General features: G+C 41.1%; 13 protein-coding genes and 2 pseudogenes. 10 read left to right on the top strand and 5 right to left on the bottom strand.

The annotated features are described in order from the left end of the window. Both V7K73_RS26295 and V7K73_RS26300 read left to right on the top strand, forming a co-directional pair. Nucleotides 1-123 (top strand): annotated as a pseudogene (locus V7K73_RS26295) (photosystem II D2 protein (photosystem q(a) protein)); the annotation flags it as partial. A gap of 786 nt (nucleotides 124-909) precedes the next feature. Continuing rightward, a complete protein-coding gene (locus V7K73_RS26300) occupies nucleotides 910-1191 on the top strand; it encodes a 4a-hydroxytetrahydrobiopterin dehydratase (RefSeq protein ID WP_334884489.1) in 282 nt (93 codons plus the stop codon). Here V7K73_RS26300 and V7K73_RS26305 read toward each other — a convergent pair. After that, nucleotides 1162-1368 (bottom strand): hypothetical protein, encoded by a 207-nt coding sequence (locus V7K73_RS26305; RefSeq protein WP_334884491.1) that lies wholly within the window; start codon nucleotides 1366-1368, stop codon nucleotides 1162-1164. The two genes, V7K73_RS26300 and V7K73_RS26305, sit on opposite strands and share 30 nt — an antisense overlap. A 446-nt stretch (nucleotides 1369-1814) precedes the next feature. Here V7K73_RS26305 and V7K73_RS26310 point away from each other — a divergent pair, with 446 nt between their 5' ends. From V7K73_RS26310 to V7K73_RS26330, 5 genes and pseudogenes are all read left to right on the top strand, one after another. Then, nucleotides 1815-3566 carry an iron uptake porin gene (locus V7K73_RS26310; protein WP_334884493.1) on the top strand — a complete coding sequence of 584 codons (1752 nt, stop codon included), beginning with the start codon at nucleotides 1815-1817 and terminating at the stop codon, nucleotides 3564-3566. A 196-nt stretch (nucleotides 3567-3762) separates the two neighbouring features. Continuing rightward, a pseudogene (locus V7K73_RS26315) lies at nucleotides 3763-4875 on the top strand (IS630 family transposase). Between the two features lie 388 nt (nucleotides 4876-5263). Further along, nucleotides 5264-6226 (top strand): cysteine synthase A, encoded by a 963-nt coding sequence (gene cysK, locus V7K73_RS26320; protein WP_334884495.1) that lies wholly within the window; start codon nucleotides 5264-5266, stop codon nucleotides 6224-6226. 15 nt (nucleotides 6227-6241) lie between these two features. Then, complete coding sequence (locus V7K73_RS26325; RefSeq protein ID WP_334884496.1) at nucleotides 6242-6940, top strand: J domain-containing protein; 699 nt, start codon at nucleotides 6242-6244, stop codon at nucleotides 6938-6940. Between the two features lie 118 nt (nucleotides 6941-7058). Continuing rightward, complete coding sequence (locus V7K73_RS26330) at nucleotides 7059-7931, top strand: 6-carboxytetrahydropterin synthase (RefSeq protein WP_334884498.1); 873 nt, start codon at nucleotides 7059-7061, stop codon at nucleotides 7929-7931. A 61-nt stretch (nucleotides 7932-7992) separates the two neighbouring features. Here the strand turns inward: V7K73_RS26330 and V7K73_RS26335 are convergent, their stop codons facing one another. The 4 genes from V7K73_RS26335 to V7K73_RS26350 all read right to left on the bottom strand — a co-directional run bounded on the left by V7K73_RS26335 (nucleotide 7993) and on the right by V7K73_RS26350 (nucleotide 12347). Next, nucleotides 7993-8550 carry a Uma2 family endonuclease gene (locus V7K73_RS26335; protein WP_334884500.1) on the bottom strand — a complete coding sequence of 186 codons (558 nt, stop codon included), beginning with the start codon at nucleotides 8548-8550 and terminating at the stop codon, nucleotides 7993-7995. Between the two features lie 33 nt (nucleotides 8551-8583). Next, a complete protein-coding gene (locus tag V7K73_RS26340) occupies nucleotides 8584-9579 on the bottom strand; it encodes a PrsW family intramembrane metalloprotease (RefSeq protein ID WP_334884502.1) in 996 nt (331 codons plus the stop codon). Further along, entirely contained in the window at nucleotides 9572-10495 is a 924-nt protein-coding gene (locus V7K73_RS26345) for a class I SAM-dependent methyltransferase (protein WP_334884504.1), read from the bottom strand. Before V7K73_RS26345 ends, V7K73_RS26340 begins: the two co-directional genes overlap by 8 nt. 169 nt (nucleotides 10496-10664) lie before the next feature. Beyond that, nucleotides 10665-12347, bottom strand: a complete 1683-nt coding sequence (locus tag V7K73_RS26350; protein WP_334884506.1) for a DUF3352 domain-containing protein — start codon at nucleotides 12345-12347, stop codon at nucleotides 10665-10667. 665 nt (nucleotides 12348-13012) lie between these two features. Between V7K73_RS26350 and V7K73_RS26355 the strand changes: the two genes are divergently transcribed. The 3 genes from V7K73_RS26355 to V7K73_RS26365 all read left to right on the top strand — a co-directional run bounded on the left by V7K73_RS26355 (nucleotide 13013) and on the right by V7K73_RS26365 (nucleotide 18998). Beyond that, nucleotides 13013-15697, top strand: coding sequence for a M1 family metallopeptidase (locus V7K73_RS26355; protein WP_334884508.1), 2685 nt, complete (start codon nucleotides 13013-13015; stop codon nucleotides 15695-15697). 1172 nt (nucleotides 15698-16869) lie between these two features. Further along, nucleotides 16870-18594: an ABC1 kinase family protein gene (locus V7K73_RS26360; protein ID WP_334884510.1), complete on the top strand. Its 1725-nt coding sequence runs from the start codon at nucleotides 16870-16872 to the stop codon at nucleotides 18592-18594. 29 nt (nucleotides 18595-18623) lie between these two features. Continuing rightward, nucleotides 18624-18998 carry a hypothetical protein gene (locus tag V7K73_RS26365; RefSeq protein ID WP_334884512.1) on the top strand — a complete coding sequence of 125 codons (375 nt, stop codon included), beginning with the start codon at nucleotides 18624-18626 and terminating at the stop codon, nucleotides 18996-18998. Nucleotides 18999-19960 lie beyond the last annotated feature (962 nt).

The raw sequence follows: 19960 nt of genomic DNA on the forward strand, positions 1-19960 counted from the left end.
ACCTTCTATACCAAAAACATTTTGCTGAATGAGGGTATCCGCGCTTGGATGGCTCCTCAAGATCAACCCCACGAACAATTTGTATTCCCTGAGGAAGTTCTACCTCGCGGTAACGCTCTCTAATATTGAAAGCTGACCATGACTTAAGTCAAGGTTGTGGTTACCGAAAATAGACACTAACCAGATTAAATAATCTCTTTGGCATAAGCCAATAAAGTGTCAATATTTCCCATTCTCCAGTCATCTCCCACCAAAAGGTGGGAGATTTTTTTATTTTTTATAGATCGTTAATATCTCTAAATTTATGTGTTATCTTAGATGAAGGTTATAAGCTCGGAGCAAATGCTCTGCCCTTTTGAGACTAAGACCACTTAGGCAACAAGGAGGTGATGCCCATGATAGAAAGTAGTAAATGCATGGGTCATCAGGTTGCAGTTAGCCGGCTGTGTGCCGGGGCTGTTCTCTAAAAGTTAGCCTTAGTTATCTTTGAGATACTAAGTTAGCTCAACTAGCTAGGCAAGCTCGGAGTTCCTTCCGGCAGTCTGGTTGCAACCTGAAGACCCGCTAGACCGCTCTGAGTTATATCATCTGATATAAGTCAGAGCGGATAGTTTTTTATGGGTAATTTTTGATCTATGAACGGTCAGTTTTAAAAACTTAGATGGCGATCGCTGCGCCGGCAAAGCCAACATGTTTAAATTTTATTAAAAATAAAAATATTTTGCATCAAACCTTGTGATCTGACTAGATTTGAGTAATAAGGTCTATTTAATAAGTCTAATTTAAATATGCACACAGGCATTATTCCCTAGTTGATCCTGCCATACTTATGTCTGTGGAGAATAAAAGGAATTTTATTTAAAAAAATACATAATGTGGTCTAAATAATACAACTAGGAATTTTTTGATATGGCAGAACTACTCACTGAAGCGGAAATTCAAGAAAGTGCAAAGGTTCTGTCAGGTTGGACTGTTGAAGGCTCCAACTTGCAGATTACCCGCAGATTCAAGAATTTTATCCAAGCAATTGAGTTTGTCAATAAGCTAGTGGAGCCTGCTGAGTCGGCAGGACATCATCCAGATATAGAGGTTTCCTACAACAAAGTGAAGATTATACTCACCACACATGATGCAGGCGGACTGACCCAGGCTGACTTTGATTTAGCGCGTACGATTTCCCAAATTAACTAAGTGATTTCTTCTGACATCTTGCACTAGGTAAGTGGAAGTCACCGCGACAATCAAACACAGGGTGTAGCAAGCTTTAAGATTAGGGCTACGGGTTTTACTTTGGAGTGCATTGGTTTCAAAACTCTTGATTCCTAAGGTGGTGTTTGCGATCGCAATAGCAGGTAAACTACCCTGCATGAAAGCTTTATCTACATTTGTATAGCTGAGTCAATATGTTTTAATCAGTGTGCGAATTTTAGCAGGGCTAAGTGTAAGAAGGAATTTTTACTGACATGCTAAGTGTGTAAGCTTAGAGCAATCTGGCCGAAGTAGCGAGCGAATGCCCTAGATTCTAGTCCCTGCTTAGATATTTAGATAATTATATGTGACAGTTATTAAGGCGATCGCTCCAATCTTGCCATCTAGATCCGATGTTTTATAATGTTATGATATAAAGATATGTTTTTGCATAAGTTAATCACATAAGTTTTTAACCCTAAGTTAATCGTTTATTAGCTTTGCAAAAACTAAAATTGTAGTAGTGGCAACTATGCCTCATCCAGTGGTTTCAATGAGATGTCGCATTTTTGAAATTTTAGGTGCAACGAATACAATTATCTAAACAAGGTGTGAGGAGGAAAGAGATGTCTAGTATATTGTGGAAATCGTTAGTGGTTAGCCCAGCAGTTTTGGGAGCAACATTGTTAGTTTCGGCAACCGCAATTGCAGCCCCAAACAAAACCACTAAAGTATCACCAGTCGCACAACCAGGTGTAACTGAAGTTGTTCAACAGCCAGAAATACTGGCTCAAACAACCATAGACCAAGTTAATCGCTACAGCAACGAAGGCAACCAAAATAACTCTCAGTCTCAAGTAACATCGGTTTCTCAATTTTCCGACGTACAACCCACCGACTGGGCATTCCAAGCATTGCAGTCCTTGGTTGAGCGCTATGGTTGTATTGCAGGTTACCCAAATGCTACTTATCGCGGTAACCGTGCTTTAACGCGTTATGAATTTGCCGCAGGTTTGAATGCCTGTTTGGATCGGGTTAACGAATTGATTGCCACAGCAACAGCTGACTTGGTGACCAAACAAGATTTAGCCACCTTACAAAGGTTACAAGAAGAATTTTCCGCAGAATTGGCAACCCTACGTGGTCGCGTAGATTCTTTAGAAGCGCGAACTGCTGAATTAGAAGCTAATCAGTTCTCCACTACCACAAAACTAGTTGGTGAAGCTGTTTTTGCCGTTAGTGATGTGTTTGGGGGTAAGAGCGGCAGCAATAACAATACCGTCTTCCAAGATCGGGTACGTTTAGACTTGCAAACCAGCTTTACTGGTAGAGACGTTTTACACACACGTCTGGCAGCAGGTAATGCACAAGCCTTTTCACTAAGAGATAACGCTGGTAATCCTGTCGGTACTTCTGAAGGCACACAAACATTTCAAGTTGGTGCTGGCGATGGTAACAACAGTGTCAAAATAGATCGTTTGACTTATGAAGTTCCCATAGGCCCAGCCCAAGTTTATCTAGCAGCTAGTGGTGGACGGCACAGCCATTATGCCTCTGTCAATAATCCTTACTTTTTTGATCAAACTGACGGTGGTAACGGTGCTTTATCTACCTTTGCTTCTGAAAGTCCCATCTATCGGATTGGTGGTGGTGCAGGTATAGGCCTCAATCTACCTCTTGGTAAAGGTGGCGGCATACTAGGAAATAGCTCAATAACTGCTGGTTACTTGGCATCGCAAGCTAACGATCCTGGTACTGGTATTACTGGTCTTAGTTCAGGTCTGGCCAACGGCAACTATGCTGCTTTAGGACAGTTGAACTTTAGTGTTGGCGATCGCGTAGCTTTAGCTGCTACCTATGTCCACGGATATAATGCAGGCGGCGGTTCTTTATTCAACTCGGGATCGACATCAAACCCAGAGCTTCTTGCAGTAGGTACTGGACAAGCTAACTTTTTAGGTAATCGTGCAACAAATACTCTAAGCTCATCTTCAAGTAATTCCTACGGTGTGGAAGCTGCGTTTAGACCTAGCGACAAACTGTCTATTAGTGGCTTTGTCTCTTACCACGATGTGATGGGCGCCGGTTTGGGTGATGATTATAAGGCTTGGAGCTACGGTTTAGGGGTAGCATTACCTGATTTTGGTAAAAAGGGTAACGTCTTGGGTCTTTTTGCTGGTGCAGAACCTTATTCGTTTAACCGTCCAGGTTTTGGTGGTAATAATGATGTACCTTATCACTTTGAAGGCTTCTATAAGTATCGCGTATCAGATAACGTCTCAATTACCCCTGGTGTAATTTGGTTAACTTCTCCTGGTCAGAACAGTGGTACTGACGATGCGATTATCGGTACCCTGAGAACAACTTTCACCTTCTAGAATATTGGCAATCTGGTAATAATTTAACTTTATTGCTCCCCGCCATTAGGCGGGGCTTTTTGTTGTTGGTAATAAACCCCAGTAGTTAACCGGAGTATACTATAAAAGTTAAGAGTGTTAAAAGTTCTGAGTTAAGCTGTTACGCAGCTTAATTGTATAATATGAAGTTAATAACCTAAGCTATTATCAGCCACCTATGCCAGCAGAAAACAATCTTTCTCAAGAGCAGAAAGAACGGCTATTAAAAACGCTAAAAGAACATGAAGATCCATATATAAGAGAGAAGATTCTAATTTTACTGTTGATGAATGATGGAAAAACTTATCAAGAAATTAGTAATTTCTTAGATATTGCATACTCAACAGTAGCGTATTGGGCGGTGCATGGAGATCCTGATAATCTAGAAAGTTTTTTAGATGGAAGAAGACAAGGTAATTTTCGTAAAGTTACCAAAGAATATGAAACCTTGTTGTTAGAAATAATTGAAAAAGAGCCGACAGAATATGGATATGAATTTGGGAGATGGACAGCAGCAAGATGTGCAACATATCTAGAATCAGCAACAGGAATTAAGTTAAGTGGTTCTCAGGTAGGGAGAATTTTAGCAAAAAAAAAGTACGTTTACCTTTGGGCAAAGTACAGCCTAGAAGACAAACAAGATATAGAGAAACGGAAGTTATTTAAAGAAAAATTAGCAGAATATTTAAAAATAACTCTCATAGCCCCAGAGCGTTTACAGGTATGGTTTTAGGATGAAAGTGGATTTAGTTTAAGAGTGATAAGAAGAAAAACATGGGGAAAGAAAGGTAACAGAAAGAAAGTAACAGGGCAAAGAAGAAGAGGAAGAGTAAATATTATGGGAGGATTGCGTTTTTATGATAAGAAAAGAATGAACTTTGTTATTAAAAAGGGTAATGCAGATGTCTTTTATGAACAGTTGAAATCTTTGAATGATTTTCTCATACAAGAATGGATAAAACAAGGAAATAAAATTGAAGCATTTAATAAAGATTCTGCTAAAATCATCATTATTCTGGATAATGCGAGCTTCCATAAAAGAAAAGATATTTTAGCTCGTATTGAGGCAGAAATGCCAAATATTATTTTAGAGTTTTTACCACCATATAGTCCAGATTATAATTTAATTGAACTGGTTTGGCATTCCGCAAAAGAATATATAGCGCATAGATTATTTGAGTCAGTATCACAGTTAGAAGAGTTGTTAAAAAAATTGCTGAATGAAGGAGGTCTTATTATTAAATTGGAGCGTAAAATTAAAAATAAAGGTAATGCTGTTTATTCAATTTAGCTGCGTAACAGCTTAACAATTAAAAACTTCTAACTCTGCCAGTTTTAGGTTTTGGGGAAAGTTTAAGGAATAAGAATTAAATAAGATACAAATTATGTCCCTGGCTTACCTCACCCTCAATCCCTCTCCTTATAAAAGAGAGGAAAGCTAGATAGAGGATGAAGTTTTGCATTTTATTTAATCTACGTTCCTAAGCGTTGCTTTCCGGCGAACAGAACTTTTCAAGAGGAATTTTGAGTTTTGGTGAAGCAGCGTCTCCCCTTGGGAGAAGGGATTGAATATAAAAATTTAACAGGAACGACAAAGCCGAACAGGACTGGACTTACCAATGGCTATTGACAAATGACTTTTGACAAATGACTTTTGACTAACAACTAAGGGCTAAATTATGCGAATTGCTCGTAACATTACAGAACTCGTTGGTCGTACACCCCTAGTGCAGTTGAACTGCATTCCCCAAACAGAAGGATGTGTTGCAAAAATTGTGGTGAAACTGGAAAGTATGAACCCATCGGCATCAGTCAAAGATCGGATTGGGGTGAGTATGATTAACGCCGCCGAAGAAGAGGGGCTGATTACTCCTCTTAAGACAATATTAGTAGAACCTACTTCTGGAAACACAGGAATTGCCCTAGCAATGGCAGCAGCAGCTAAGGGTTATCGATTAATTTTGACAATGCCAGATACAATGAGTGCGGAGCGACGGGCAATGTTGCAAGCTTATGGAGCAGAGCTAGAACTAACGCCAGGGATGGAAGGCATGAGTGGGGCAATTGGGCGGGCGCAACAAATGGTTAATACTATGCCAAATACTTATATGTTGCAGCAGTTCCGCAATCCAGCTAATGCAAAAGTGCATCGGGAAACTACAGCTATTGAAATCTGGGAAGATACCGATGGACAAGTAGATATGATCGTGGCAGGGGTGGGAACAGGTGGTACGATCGCTGGTGTAGCAGAAGTGATTAAAGCACGCAAGCCTAGTTTTAAGGCGATCGCAGTTGAACCAGCCAATAGCCCAGTTTTATCTGGGGGACGGCCAGGTTCACACAAAATCCAAGGAATTGGGGCTGGGTTTATTCCCCAAGTTCTTAAGATAAAATTGATTGATGAAGTAATTACCGTCACCGATGAAGAAGCGATCGCTTATAGTCGGCGTTTGGCAAAAGAAGAAGGGCTACTATCTGGTATTTCCAGTGGAGCAGCTTTATGTGCAGCAATTCGCGTCGCCCAACGTCAAGAAAATAAGGGTCGTTTAATTGTGATGATTCAGCCCAGTTTTGGTGAGAGGTATTTGAGTACACCGTTGTTCCAAGACCTGGAAACAAGGTTAGCCGCTAGCATCAGCTAACGATACATTGAATTAATGGTCAATAAGCACGTTTCTAACCATTACGAAACTCTCAAAGTTAGTCCAAGTGCAAGCCTTGCGGAGATTAAGCAAGCTTATCGCCGCTTGGTTAAGTTATTTCATCCTGATACTAATCAGGAAACAGCAGATCAAGAGGAGATAATCCGCATCAATGCAGCTTATGAAGTCTTAGGCGACAACCAAAATCGCCGCAATTATGACCAACAACTGCAAGATGATTCTCAAAAATTAAATAGCGATCGCCAACAGCGTACAGCATCAGTACAAAAGCATTACCAAACAAGACGAAAAACTGGACGCGATGTTGACGAGCAAGTTGAGGAATGGCTACGCCAAGTATACCAACCAGTTAATCGCTTGCTTTGTACCATTCTTTATTCCTTAGAAGAACAAATGGAGCAATTAGCTGCTGATCCTTTTGATGATGAGTTATTAGATGAATTTCAAGAATATTTAAAAGCCTGTCGAGATGACCTCAAGCAAGCACAAATTACTTTTCGCTCTTTGCCAAATCCCCCTAGTCTAGCAAGAACGGCGGCTCATCTTTACTACAGCCTCGATCAAGTAGCAGATGGACTTGATGAATTAGGTTATTTTCCTTTGAATTACGATGAGCGTTATTTACACACAGGTCAAGAACTATTCCGCATAGCTACGGGATTACACTGTGAGGCACAAGCCTCTGTTACATAGTCATGGGGCATGGGCATGTGTCAAAGGTCAAAGGACAAATGACAAAGGACTAAGAAATTAGTTTATGCTGGAAGCAGAGAAAGATTAAGAAATTTTAAATTCTGCTCATAGTGTACTCATGCAATGTATTGTTAACCGCCGCGCCCAATTTTCGGCAAGTCATCGTTATTGGTTGCCAGAACTGAGTGAAGCTGAGAATATTGAGAAATTTGGTGCTTGCTCTAGATTTCCGGGACACGGACATAACTATGTGTTATTCATCTCCCTAGCCGGAGAATTAGATGAATATGGCATGGTGCTGAACTTATCTAATGTAAAACACGTAATTAAAGGGGAAGTTACCAGTCAATTGGACTTCTCTTATCTCAACGATGCGTGGGCAGAATTTCAACAAACTCTGCCGACTACTGAGAATATTGCACGGATTATCTGGCAACGACTAGCACCACACTTGCCTTTAGTCCGTGTGCAGTTATTTGAACATCCTGAACTTTGGGCAGATTATATGGGAAACGCAATGTCAGCCTACCTCACCATCAGTACTCACTTTAGCGCCGCCCATCGGCTAGCTCACCCTAACCTCAGTAACGAAGAAAACACGCTTGTTTATGGTAAGTGCGCTCGTCCTCACGGTCACGGACACAACTATCATTTAGAAGTTACTGTGAAAGGGGAAATTGACCCACGGACTGGGATGATTGTTGATTTAGGGGCATTAAACCAAGTAATAGAAGATTATGTGGTTGAGCCATTCGATCACACCTTTTTAAACAAAGACATTCCCTACTTTGCCCAAGTTGTTCCTACTGCTGAGAATATCGCACTTTACATTAGTAATTTACTGCGATCGCCTATTCAGGAATTGGGAGCTAAACTTTACAAAGTAAAATTGATTGAAAGTCCCAATAACTCCTGCGAAATCTACTGTACTGAATCTGAATCAAATTCAGTCAGCGCAACCGATAATCAGCCAGTATTGGCAAGCGTTTAGGTAATTTAAAATTTAGGCATAGGGAATTATATCATCCCCATGCCCAATGTCCAATAGCCAGCTAAAAAAGTTTACTAACTAAGCAGTTGAAACCAGGTAGCAAAGGACTTGTTAACTCATCTTGATTAAATAAAGTAGCTGCTAATTTTAATGCAGCCTGTTCACGACGATAAACTTCAACTTTCTTCTGTATAAAATCGCAAATCCAATATTCTTGAACCCCTTGCACCGAGTACAGTTTTAGCTTTGTTTCTTTGTCGCGTTTCTCGTTTTTTTCGCCGGGTGATAAAACCTCTACTACTAACTCTGGTGCGCCCGTGAGGTGTCCAGCTTCATCTAGCAAGTTTTTTAAGCGTTCATGACTTGCCCATACCACATCAGGGATCACATTGTCAGAATCTGAGAAAATAATTCCAGGTGCGATCGCAGCTTTACCTAAACCAGTTTCATCTGACCAAATCTTAAGAACTGTAGCAATATTGACGCAGCTTGTTTGATGATTCCAGTTAGGTGCTTTAGTCACAAATAGTTCTCCATCAATAATCTCATAGCGATTGCGGCGATCGCTAGCAAATAATTCTAAGTCAGCAGTCGTCCAACGCACTGGAGTTGTTTGCATAGAAACCCCCTAGCATTTTTCTTTCATCATATTTTAAAAATACCGACGACGAGCGGAATGTCGCAAATAGCGATAAATCCCCCAAGCTAAAACTCCGAAAAAGAGATTTAGGAAAAAGCGACTAATTATAAACCACAAAATCTCACTCTCAAAAAGCTTCGACGGACTCAAGGGACTAAGAATCCTGGCTAAGAGAAACAGCCAGAAAAGAGCATTTCCACCCAGCACAAGGGCAAACAGCACTAAACTCCTCTGCCAGTAACGGTGTTGGGGTGTATGGCCTGAAATCAGGCTAATGGCGGGTTTGCCTTGGACTTTTCGCAGTAATTGTTCTAGTCGCCAAAACATCCACAAGAGAAACGGGAATAAACCATAACTCAGGAAACCTAAAGGTAGTGAGTAACGCCAAGCACTAGATAATACATTAACTAGGGCATGACAGATTACAGAATTTAGCCAAGCCCTAAAAATGAACTTTTTGTCTTGATTTAACCGAATGTTGGAGGAAATATAAATTCCTAAAGCATATCCCCAAGGTGCAGAGAACATGGCGTGGACTGGCATACCGATAATACGGTCTAGAATTGATGCTGTATCGTGGAAAAGGTAAATCCAATTCTCTTCGGCAGTGAATCCAAGGGCAACGGCTATGGTAAATAGGAAAACAGTAGATGCAAATAATCGATACTTGCGTTGCAAATAGTAGCTTGGGACAACAACCGCTACAAACTTACAGCCTTCTTCAATGGGCCCTACTTCCACAAGCTGCCGCAACGCTATTCCAGTAAGGGTAGACGCGCAGCGACTTGTCGGCAGACATAGCTTAATCTGATTCGAGTCTACAACCCTGTTAGCTACAGTTTCAAAAACCCATTCGAGGCTAAGGGCTAAGATACCAGATATTGCCCCGATGATAAAGAACATCAGCAACTTTAACAGAGGTGGGGCAAATGGCACTCGACAGTAATAGTACCCTAGCAGCAGCAAAGGTGGTATTGCTGCCCAAAGCAGTAGAGAAAAATCAACCACTCACCTGAGCGATCGCTGTACGGTGACGGTGGGTATTGTTAGTGATTGTGGGAGTTTGGAAACCCGCCTCAACAATAGATTGCTCAATGTCCAAAGCAAAATATTCATCTAAATACGGTTCAGTACTTTTGAGCAAAGTCAAAATGTAGGCTGGCATTTTCTGGTAAACTTCAGATTTTGGATTCATATCCATGATTGCCAAGTAGCCACCCGGACGCAGCAAGCGCCGCATTTCAGTTAAAATCTGTCTGGTTGCTGACTGGGGTAATTCGTGGCACATCAGAAAAATGGAAACTAAATCAAATGAAGCATCAGGTAGCCCGGTAGATTCCGCTTGGGCATGAAGCCAGTTTATTTTAGCTTGACGTTGCCCAGCGCGGTAATTGGCAACGGCTAAGAAGTAGGGAGATAAGTCCAAGCCTGTAATTTTGGCATGGGGATAAACTGCTTGTAGGGCAAAACTGCTCAAGCCAACACTACATCCTATATCTAAGATGTCTTGCGGCTCATTAGGAATTTGACTTTTCAGGATATTGTGGTAGCTTTGGCGCAGCATGGGATCGCCTTGCGCTTCTTCAGCGCCCTGGAAAATCTTAGCGTGGACAGCGTAAGCAGCAGGTTCTACCTCAAAAGCGGCTTGCCAACTGAGATTTCCAGTTTTGTAGGCATGCAATGAGGTGACGTAGTAATCGGGGTAGGAAAGCTGAGGATTTTCTACTTGAGCTAAATCAGCCTTCCAATCACGCGCCTGTAGAGTTTTGACTTCTTGCGTCCAAGGCACGCCAATTCTTTCGGCACGTTTAATCATCATTTGTCTAGCTTGGTGCTTGGCTAGGTTAGCTAAAGGTTTGATTGCCAGTACGCCATTTACCAAGCGGGAAGCGAAGCCAGGAGTCGTATTTACAGCAGCAGTCATAAATCAGTTTGCATTTAACAGCCTTTTATACTTATGACATAGTTGTTGGACGCGAGTCTAGAAGCAAATTGAATTGTAAGTGGGAGTGGGGAGTGGGGGGAGACGAGGGAGTGAGGGAGTGAGGGAGTGAGGGACAAGAATTAATAACCAATGCCCGATGCCCAATGACTTATTTTGCAGTATTTTGCTTGAGGGCTAACAACATCTCCAATTGACTGGTAGATTTATCAGGGCTAGTAGCGGTAAAACCAAGACCACGAATGGAACCCAAGATAGTGATAGTATTGGCGTCAGATGAGATTAAACTCTTGATCAACGGCACAGTTTGAGTTTTATCCATATCTAGGTAGAAATAGCCGCCGTTGGGCTTTTGCAAAGAACTAGTAACGGCTTTGAAGGTATCGCTATTGTCGAGAGATGAATTATTACGATCGCCGATCGCTTCTGCAACTGGGCCACCAAGAGCTATAAATACAGTATCTTGATCTAGCCAACCATGTGCCAATAAAGCCCCCTGTCTGGGGATTTGCCATTCAGTTACGTCTTTCCCACCGATGTTTCTGTTGGCGATGTCGATTTGGTAGTTTTTGGCAAGGGTATCCAATTTCGTCAAGGTGGCTTCGGCAGTTTTGCGATCGCTAGTATCAAATACTAAGGCACCTCCAAAACCAACACTTGCTAGCATCCCTTGATTTGATGGAATCGCACCAACGGCAAATTCCCCATTCATCCAGCTAAAAATATCTTTATCTAGATCAATATTCACAAATTTCAGTTGTCCTCGCACCTGTTCAATCCCTTGCTTCATTTCTGGATAATTTTTTGACTCTTCTACTAGTGTTTCCCAGCCGCGGCTGATGCCATTTCCGCTAATTAGAGCAAAAGTACCAGTGGGAAATTGCCCGACTATCTTTCCCGGACTTGATTGATACTGAAATTTATTTAGTTGCGGATCTAAATTGGCGATCGCTTTTACCCGCACTCCCGCATCATCAACACCAATACCCGCCACTACAGATTTTATCTGCTTGAGTTGCGCCAGAGCTTGTGGAGGTAACTGCTTTGCCTGCTGACTTCCGGCTGCTAATTGCTGTATCATACCTGCATAGTCTGGTACATAAATTTGGGCGAGGCTGTTTTTGACATCCACTCCTTTGTTGAAAATGCTGCTTGCACCTTCTTTACTGGCAAAAGAAGACTCTCCTTTAAAGGTGTCAATTGTTTTTTCTACAGCTTGCTTTTCGGGTGCTAATACTAAGTGACTATTATTTAAAACTACGCTATATGTCGGCTTGCCATTTTCTGTAGTTTCTATAATTTTTTGACCTTTATAGTCAGATTCCTGAAATTTTACTCCTTTTTGTGACTTTAATTTGTTAGCAAAATTCAAGGCGCTGAGTTTGTCCTTGATTCCCACTACGATCAAGATATTTGATTTCTGCTGTACATTGATTAGCGCATTAGGTGCTTGATCAGGTGCTGTAAACTGTGCCGGTTTAACAGGATTAGGTGGTAATACAGCAATCATGACACCACCAGCCCAAGGCTTTATGTCTTTTTCATAAGAAACGTTACTGTCACTGAACATTTGCTTATTGAAATTTTCCAGACCTTTAGCCACTAATTTTTGTGCTTCTGGAGTGCCAAACTGCTGTAGCTTTGCCCAGGCTTGAGAGTCAGTAGTAATATAAGTTGCTATCAAAGCAGTTGAAGGTACTAGTTTAGCGCTGCCTAGAGCGTCTGAGCTACCTGCTGAGGGGGCTTTAAAATACGTATAAGCTGCTATACTTCCTGCAATAACTACAGCAGCACCAACAGCAGGAATCAAAAACTTAGATTTACTTTCAGGCATTTTATTATCCTCTTTTGCTCAGATTGTCACCGAGATTTATACAAGTGTCATTGTAGAATTTTCGGTTTTATGAATAATTTCCGCTCATTGATCGGTATTTACTGATAAAATTAGTAGTCCTATAAGCTAGCAGTCTAAAATAATTACTCTAAAAAATACTTCCATTTCCACCAGATGGGGAGCGAATCGGCAAATGATATGCTGTTCATTTCAAACAAAATAGCCTCCTCAACAGAGGCAAGCTATCCTAAGTTATAGGACTCCTGTCTGATTTGTGAACAAAATTTCAAATCAAACCCTGATAAAAGGGGCTTTTCAGTCTCAGGATGTTTTCAACAATCAAATCGGAGTCCTATATAAGAATAATTAGGAGTGTTTGTACTTAATAAAAATTTATTGAGGTGCAAGAGACTCTTGACTCGATGACAAAAAAGTGCAAAACATCAGTAGAAGTAAATGCGGGAGGGATATGGAAAAAAGTCCAACGATCGCCAGCCGATCTTCGGAAATTCGGGTGAGATTAATTTTAATTCCCCAATCCCAAAAGGGAATTCTCACCTCCATAATGCCCTGTTGATTTGGGAAATATATTTAGACACCGCTATTTTGCTTAACAACATCCAGCCAAGCCAGACTTTTCAGGATTACAAGGTCAGTAAGGATCAATGTCGAAGTCTTATTTTGATACAGATAATAACGTACACAAACCTTTTGAGTTACCGGGAGCAAGACCACACTACAACCCCGATCGCCCCGGACAGGTAGAGCATATTTTTCTCGATCTCAGCTTGGATATCCCAAAGCTTTCCTATCAGGGCAATTGTAGCATTCGTCTCTTACCAATCCGTAATGGCATTGACCGTTTGACTTTGGATGCTGTCAACCTGAATATCGAGTCTGTGCAGGTGGACGAGGTGGCACAAAATTTTGACTACGATGGGGAACAGCTTTCTATCCAACTTGCTGAGGTGACCCAAATTGGTAAACGCTTGCTGATTGCGATCGCCTATTCAGTGGCAAAACCACAGCGCGGTCTTTACTTTATTCAACCAGACAAGCACTACCCAAACAAGCCTACTCAAGTCTGGACTCAAGGGGAAGACGAAGACTCTCGCTTTTGGTTCCCCTGCTTTGACTACCCAGGACAACTCTCTACTTCAGAAATTCGCGTTCGTGTCCCAAACCCTCTGGTAGCGATTTCTAACGGCGAGTTGATTAACACCACAGAAGATGGTGATTACAAAATCTACCATTGGTCACAGCAACAAGTTCATCCTAACTACTTGATGACTTTAGCAGTAGGTGACTTTGCCGAAATTCAGGATGAGTGGAACGGTAAACCAGTTACCTACTACGTAGAAAAGGGACGGGAGGAAGATGCTAAACGCAGCATGGGCAAAACTCCTCGAATGATCGAATTTTTGAGCCAAAAGTATGGCTATCCATACCCTTTTCCGAAATACGCCCAGGTTTGCGTCGATGACTTCATTTTTGGCGGGATGGAAAACACCTCCACAACACTGTTAACAGATAGATGTTTGCTGGATGAACGGGCCGCTTTAGATAACCGCAATACCGAAAGTTTAGTCGTCCACGAACTCGCGCACCAGTGGTTTGGTGATTTGGTGATAATCAAGCATTGGTCTCATGCTTGGATCAAAGAAGGGATGGCTTCTTATTCTGAGGTGATGTGGACAGAACAGGAATATAGTCTCCAAGAAGCAGCTTACTATCGTTTATTAGAAGCTCGTCGTTACTTAAGTGAAGATAGCAGCCGTTATCGTCGCCCGATGGTAACACATGTTTACCGGGAAGCTATTGAGCTTTACGATCGCCACATTTACGAAAAAGGATCTTGTGTTTATCACATGATTCGGACTCAATTAGGAGATGAGTTATTTTGGCAAGCAATCCAAACATTTGTTCAAGATAATGCCCACAAAACCGTAGAAACAGTAGACTTACTCAGGGCGATTGAAAAGGCTACTGGACGTAATCTTTTATTCCTCTTTGACCAATACGTTTTTCGTGGTGGTCATCCCGATTTTAAAGTAGCTTACTCTTGGGATGGAGACGCTAAATTAGCAAAAATTACGGTAATTCAAACCCAAGCGGCTGAAGATAAAAATGCCAGTAAAGATTTGTTTGATTTAAAAATACCTATTGGTTTTGGCTATAACCAACAGGAAGAAGCAAGGAATGAGGAGTTAGGAGTTAGGAGTGAGGAGTTAGGAGTTAGGAGTGAGGAGTTAGGAGTTAAGAAGAATTCCAAACTCCAAACTCATAACTCACAACTCACAACTTTTACTGTCCGGGTCAATGAACGCGAACAAAGCTTCTACTTTCCCCTAGAAAATAAGCCCCAATTTATCAGCTTTGATGTTGGAAATAATTATCTGAAAACAGTAAGTTTGGAGTATCCAATATCAGAGTTAAAAGCACAGTTAGAATTTGATCCCGACCCGATTTCGCGTATTTATGCAGCAGCAGCTTTAGCGAAAAAAGGCGGGTTAGAATCTACCATTGCACTATCTGCGGCGCTAAAAAATGACCCATTGTGGGGTGTGCGTGTGGAAGCGGCGAAACAACTAGCGGAAATTAATTTAGATCAAACCTTTGATGGGTTAGTTCTTGGGTTAAAAGATAAAAATGCTTACGTGCGACGATCTGTAGTAGAAGTACTTGCTCAAATCAAAACTGCTGAAAGCTATAAAGTTGTCAGAGGGTTAGCGCAAAAGGGCGATCCTAGCTATTACGTGGAAGCAGCAGCTTGTCGTGCGATCGGGGCGATCGCATCTGCAAACTTAGAAGAAAAACCCAAGGAAGACAAGGTAATAAAGCTGCTGAAATCGGTTTTAGAAGAAAAGGCGGGTTGGAATGAAGTCGTGCGGAGTGGTGCAGTTGCTGGTTTAGCTGAATTCAAAACTTCGGAAGCAGCTTTAAATCTGCTAATTGAATATACCAAACTTGGTGTACCACAACCCCTACGTTTAGCCACAATTCGCGCTTTAGGAAAGATTTCTGTAGGTCAAAGTCCGGTTAATTTGGAACGGATTTTAGAAAAATTAACAGAACTCGCCAAAGAAACCTTCTTTTTAACGCAAGTGGCGGTAGCAGCAGCATTAGGACAAATGGAAACACCTAAAGCAGTGGGGATTTTGCGATCGCTAGTTGAACAAACACCCGATGGGCGTGTACGTCGCTATGCTGAAGAAGAAATTTCTAAAGTGCAAAAGAATATTGGTTCAGAAAAAACCCTGCGTCAATTGCGTGAAGATTTCGACCAACTCAAACAACAAAATCAGGAATTGAGAAGCCGTTTAGAAAACTTGGAGGCCAAATCTAAATAGCATTACATGATGGTTAAAAGTAGTTAATTGGTAATTGGTAATTGTGGCAAAGTCACTACCAATTACCAAATTTATAGCACTTATAAATAATTATGTTATGAGTAGTAGGTTGATTCTTCCACCTAACTATAAGTAGGTAGGCAAGATAAAACTAAACTATGTAACGAAAAGTAAAATCTCTGTATTTGGCTCGTAGTTGCGCTTTAGCGCTAAAGGGCAACTACGAGCCAGTAATGATTATTTGCGCCCACTTACTTACAATTCTAGGACTGGTACGCCACGGTGTAAATAGAGCAACCATCTAAACAGAGTAAAGAGATAAATTTGTACGCACCTTAAAAGGGCTTGTCATTACCCATATTTTTGTAACAGTCAAACTGTCGCGCTCATCCGATATCCCGCCAGAACTTAAGTTCTGGGCTGATAGCTTGCATTCCACTCAAGTGGACTGAAATTTTCCCTTTTAGATATAGCTTTTCCTAATCAAATGAAGTACATCAGAGCAAGCCAGGAGCTTGCTCTTAGAAGGGGTTGGAGGTGGTGTTCTATACCTACTCAACTCAGAACCACTATAAGATAGCCTTCTAAGTAAGTCGGTGATAATAAATAAAACTAGATTAAGTAATGTAAAAATATTGAAATTATTTCGTAGTGAGGGCTAAAGTCCCCACTACGAAACTTTAATTATTGACGCCGTTTTACTTACATTGCTGAAAATTTTGTATTTAGTCCACTAAGCGTGGACTTTAGCTATAAGCAAGAGGAATTTATTCCGAGGCGGGAATGGTAACGAAGATTAAATCCAAGACAGTAATATTACTACTACTCCATATAACTGTTAGTAAATAAAGTTACTTACGATCGCAGTTTATTTAAATTTGCATAATCAGACATAGATAAATATTTATATTTTTATAAATAATGGTTAAGAAAAAATAAAATCATCAAAAACTTAGAGAAGTAGTTGTAGTTTTATAAAGTATAATTAAGAAAAAGATAAACAAATCTTAGGCAGTAACATAGGCTAAAATAACCGCGAACAGTATCCCAAAAGGGTAGAGTTATAGTTGTTTTAGATAAAAGACTACCGCTATCCTGAACTTGCAATTAACTTGTGGGTTAGGAGAAAAACAATCATTGTAAATTTTTCAGTTGAAGAGGCAAAAAAAGGCGTGGGTCAGTATCAACCTGCTCAACTACAACTCTATAATCCAGACGCGATCGCTCGCTACTATAGTTACCGTCCCTGGCTAGCCTGGGGGCGACTCCTGAGAATTATCTTCTCTTTTGCGGGATTTATACTTAGTCTCAAATGGGACGAATGGCAAGATAAAGTTGAGCAGAACAAGGGTAAACGAGCTATCCAGTTGCGAGAACTGCTCACCCGCCTGGGCCCGACCTTTATTAAAGTTGGTCAAGCCCTCTCTACCAGACCTGACCTAATCCGTAAAGATTTTTTAGAAGAACTGATCAAGTTACAAGATCAGTTACCACCTTTCGATAATGCGATCGCTTACCAAATTATCGAAACTGAACTAGACCGTCCAATTAATGAAAGCTTTAGCGAACTGTCGCCTAACCCAGTAGCAGCAGCTAGCTTGGGTCAAGTATATCGTGGTCGTCTAATCAGTGGTGAAGAAGTCGCCGTCAAGGTGCAACGCCCCAACTTACGCCCCACTCTCACCCGCGACCTCTATTTATTGCGGTGGGGGGCGAGTTGGGTAGCTCCCTGGTTACCCCTCAATCTCGGTCACGACCTAACTTTAATCGTGGACGAGTTTGGCACGAAGCTATTTGAAGAAATCGACTATATAAATGAAGGTCGCAACGCCGAAAAATTTGCTAGCAACTTCCGCAACGACCCCGAAGTTAAAGTTCCTGGAATTTACTGGCGTTATACCAATACCCACGTTTTAACCCTGGAATGGATTGACGGCTTCAAGTTGACAGATACTAAACGCATCCGCGAAGCAGGTTTAGATCCAGAAGCGATTATCCAAATTGGGGTTACATCAGGATTGCAACAGCTTTTAGAACACGGCTTCTTTCATGCTGACCCTCATCCCGGCAATTTGTTTGCTGTACCCGATGGTCGAATGGCTTATATTGACTTCGGCATGATGGATCAGTTGGAGGAAAGCACCAAAGAAGCACTCGTGGATGCACTGGTGCATTTGGTTAATAAAGACTACACCGACCTAGCCGAAGATTTTGTAAAATTAGGATTTCTGACTCCAGACACAAATATTTGCCCGATTGTGCCAGCATTAGAAGCGGTGCTGGGAAACGCCATTGGTAAAAATGTCAAGGATTTTAACTTCAAAACTATTACCGATGAATTCTCGGAACTGATGTACGAATATCCTTTCCGAGTCCCGGCAAAGTTTGCTTTAATTATTCGTTCTTTGGTGACTCAAGAAGGTATTGCCCTGAGCCTCAACCCAGATTTTAAAATTGTTGAAGTGGGTTATCCCTATATAGCACGGCGGTTGCTAACAGGGGAATCGGCAGAATTACGGCGACGATTATTGAATGTGTTGTTCAAAAATGGTAAATTTCAGTGGCAGCGATTAGAGAATTTGATTGCGATCGCTCGTACCGATAACAACTTTGATGTATTGCCCACAGCCCAGATGGGGTTCCAGTATTTAATGTCGGAAGAAGGCAAATTTCTGCGGCGACAACTGGTGCTTGCTCTCACCGAAGATGACCGCCTGCACACCGAAGATGTCCAACGCCTGTGGAACCTGGTTAAAGATGACTTAAAACCGGATCGTTTATTAAATATAGCGATCGGCATTTTAACAGACTTATCCAGGGAAGGCGCAGCTGCTATCCTGCCAAAAAATACATTCCTTGCGCCTTTTGCTGGGAATCAGTCAACAAACAAAAACTAAAAAATATTTAATATAAATCAGGAGTTTTCATGTACTATTTTCCTCTGCAACCGCCTTATTTTCTATTACTTGTTGGCTTTCTGACAGCATTAACATCTGGTTTGGCATTATCTGGCACTTTGAAAGTAATTGTCGATAAATGGCCAAGCGAGCGTACAGAAAATACTAAACCTCGTTCCTCACTCAAGCAATTACTTGTGCCATTTATTGGCATAACTGGCGGTACTTGTCTATTTCTGTATTCCGGGTTAGCAATATTTGGCTTTCCCACCTCTTTAGCTTTAGGAGTTGGTTTACCAATTAGTCTGTTTACTTGTTTATTAGTTTGGTTGCAGTTGGGAAGTATGATGACCTTTATAGAACGCGAAGGTATGCAATCTTTAGATTTAGATTCTTTTTCTTAGATGTATGTAGGAAACTCGACGAACATTCAAATCAACTTAACAATTCAAAATTCAAAATTCAAAATTAAACATATTTCAGATGGGGATTTAACCCCCAACTGAAACTGCTGCTACATATAGATTGCAGTTTCTTAAACCCTTGAACTTACGATAAATCTCTACCGCTAGTAAATAATTTGCTGGCGATTAATATTTATTTTACTGAAACATCACAAATTTCAATATCTAATAACGTTTGAATTACGTACATAGACTGTAGTATGTCTGCTCAAAGGATAGTCAAGAAGACTCAGTTTTCTACGAATTTTTCGTTAACAATAGGACTTACACAAAAAACCTCTCAAACTCTTATTCCTCCGTGTCGTGCCAGTTGCTTCTCCCAAGGGGAGACGCGCAAGGGACAAGTCGGGGAACCCGCCCAACACACTGGCTTCTCTGCGTCCTCTGTGGTTCGATTTTCCGTTACCTGTGCGTAAGTCCTAAACAAGCTTAAATTTTTTCAAGTTGTTAAATAAACTACTCCAGACACAGAGAGCGCTCACAAAAACAAGAGATTTCCGATTCAGCTTGAAAGGGCTAGTTCTAACTCATTAGCAACTGCCACTACTACTTTCATCCACTTAGACTTTAAAATACCATCACTTAACCCTCAAACTGGGAAATGTAGGCTATAACAAATGGTAGGAAGTTATATCGCATTTCCTAATAACATGAGGTACATTATAGTCCCTTCGTCGCTTGCTCTTTCCGAAGAACACCTATTCTTATATCTTGCACCAGGCGACTAGAAGAGGAGCCAGAATTTCAAAGTCCCTCTCCCATATATGGGAGAGGGATTTAGGGTGAGGTCAAAAACTACGGTTCTCAACTTATATCAGGTTTAAATTCTTATTTTTCTCAAAAAGATTCGTAAAAACTGCCGTAAAAATAAAATGAAATAGTCCTGTGGTTAAAGCAGTGTG

The sequence above is a fragment of the Nostoc sp. genome (genome assembly GCF_036916975.1).
Taxonomy (GTDB): Bacteria; Cyanobacteriota; Cyanobacteriia; order Cyanobacteriales; family Nostocaceae; genus Nostoc.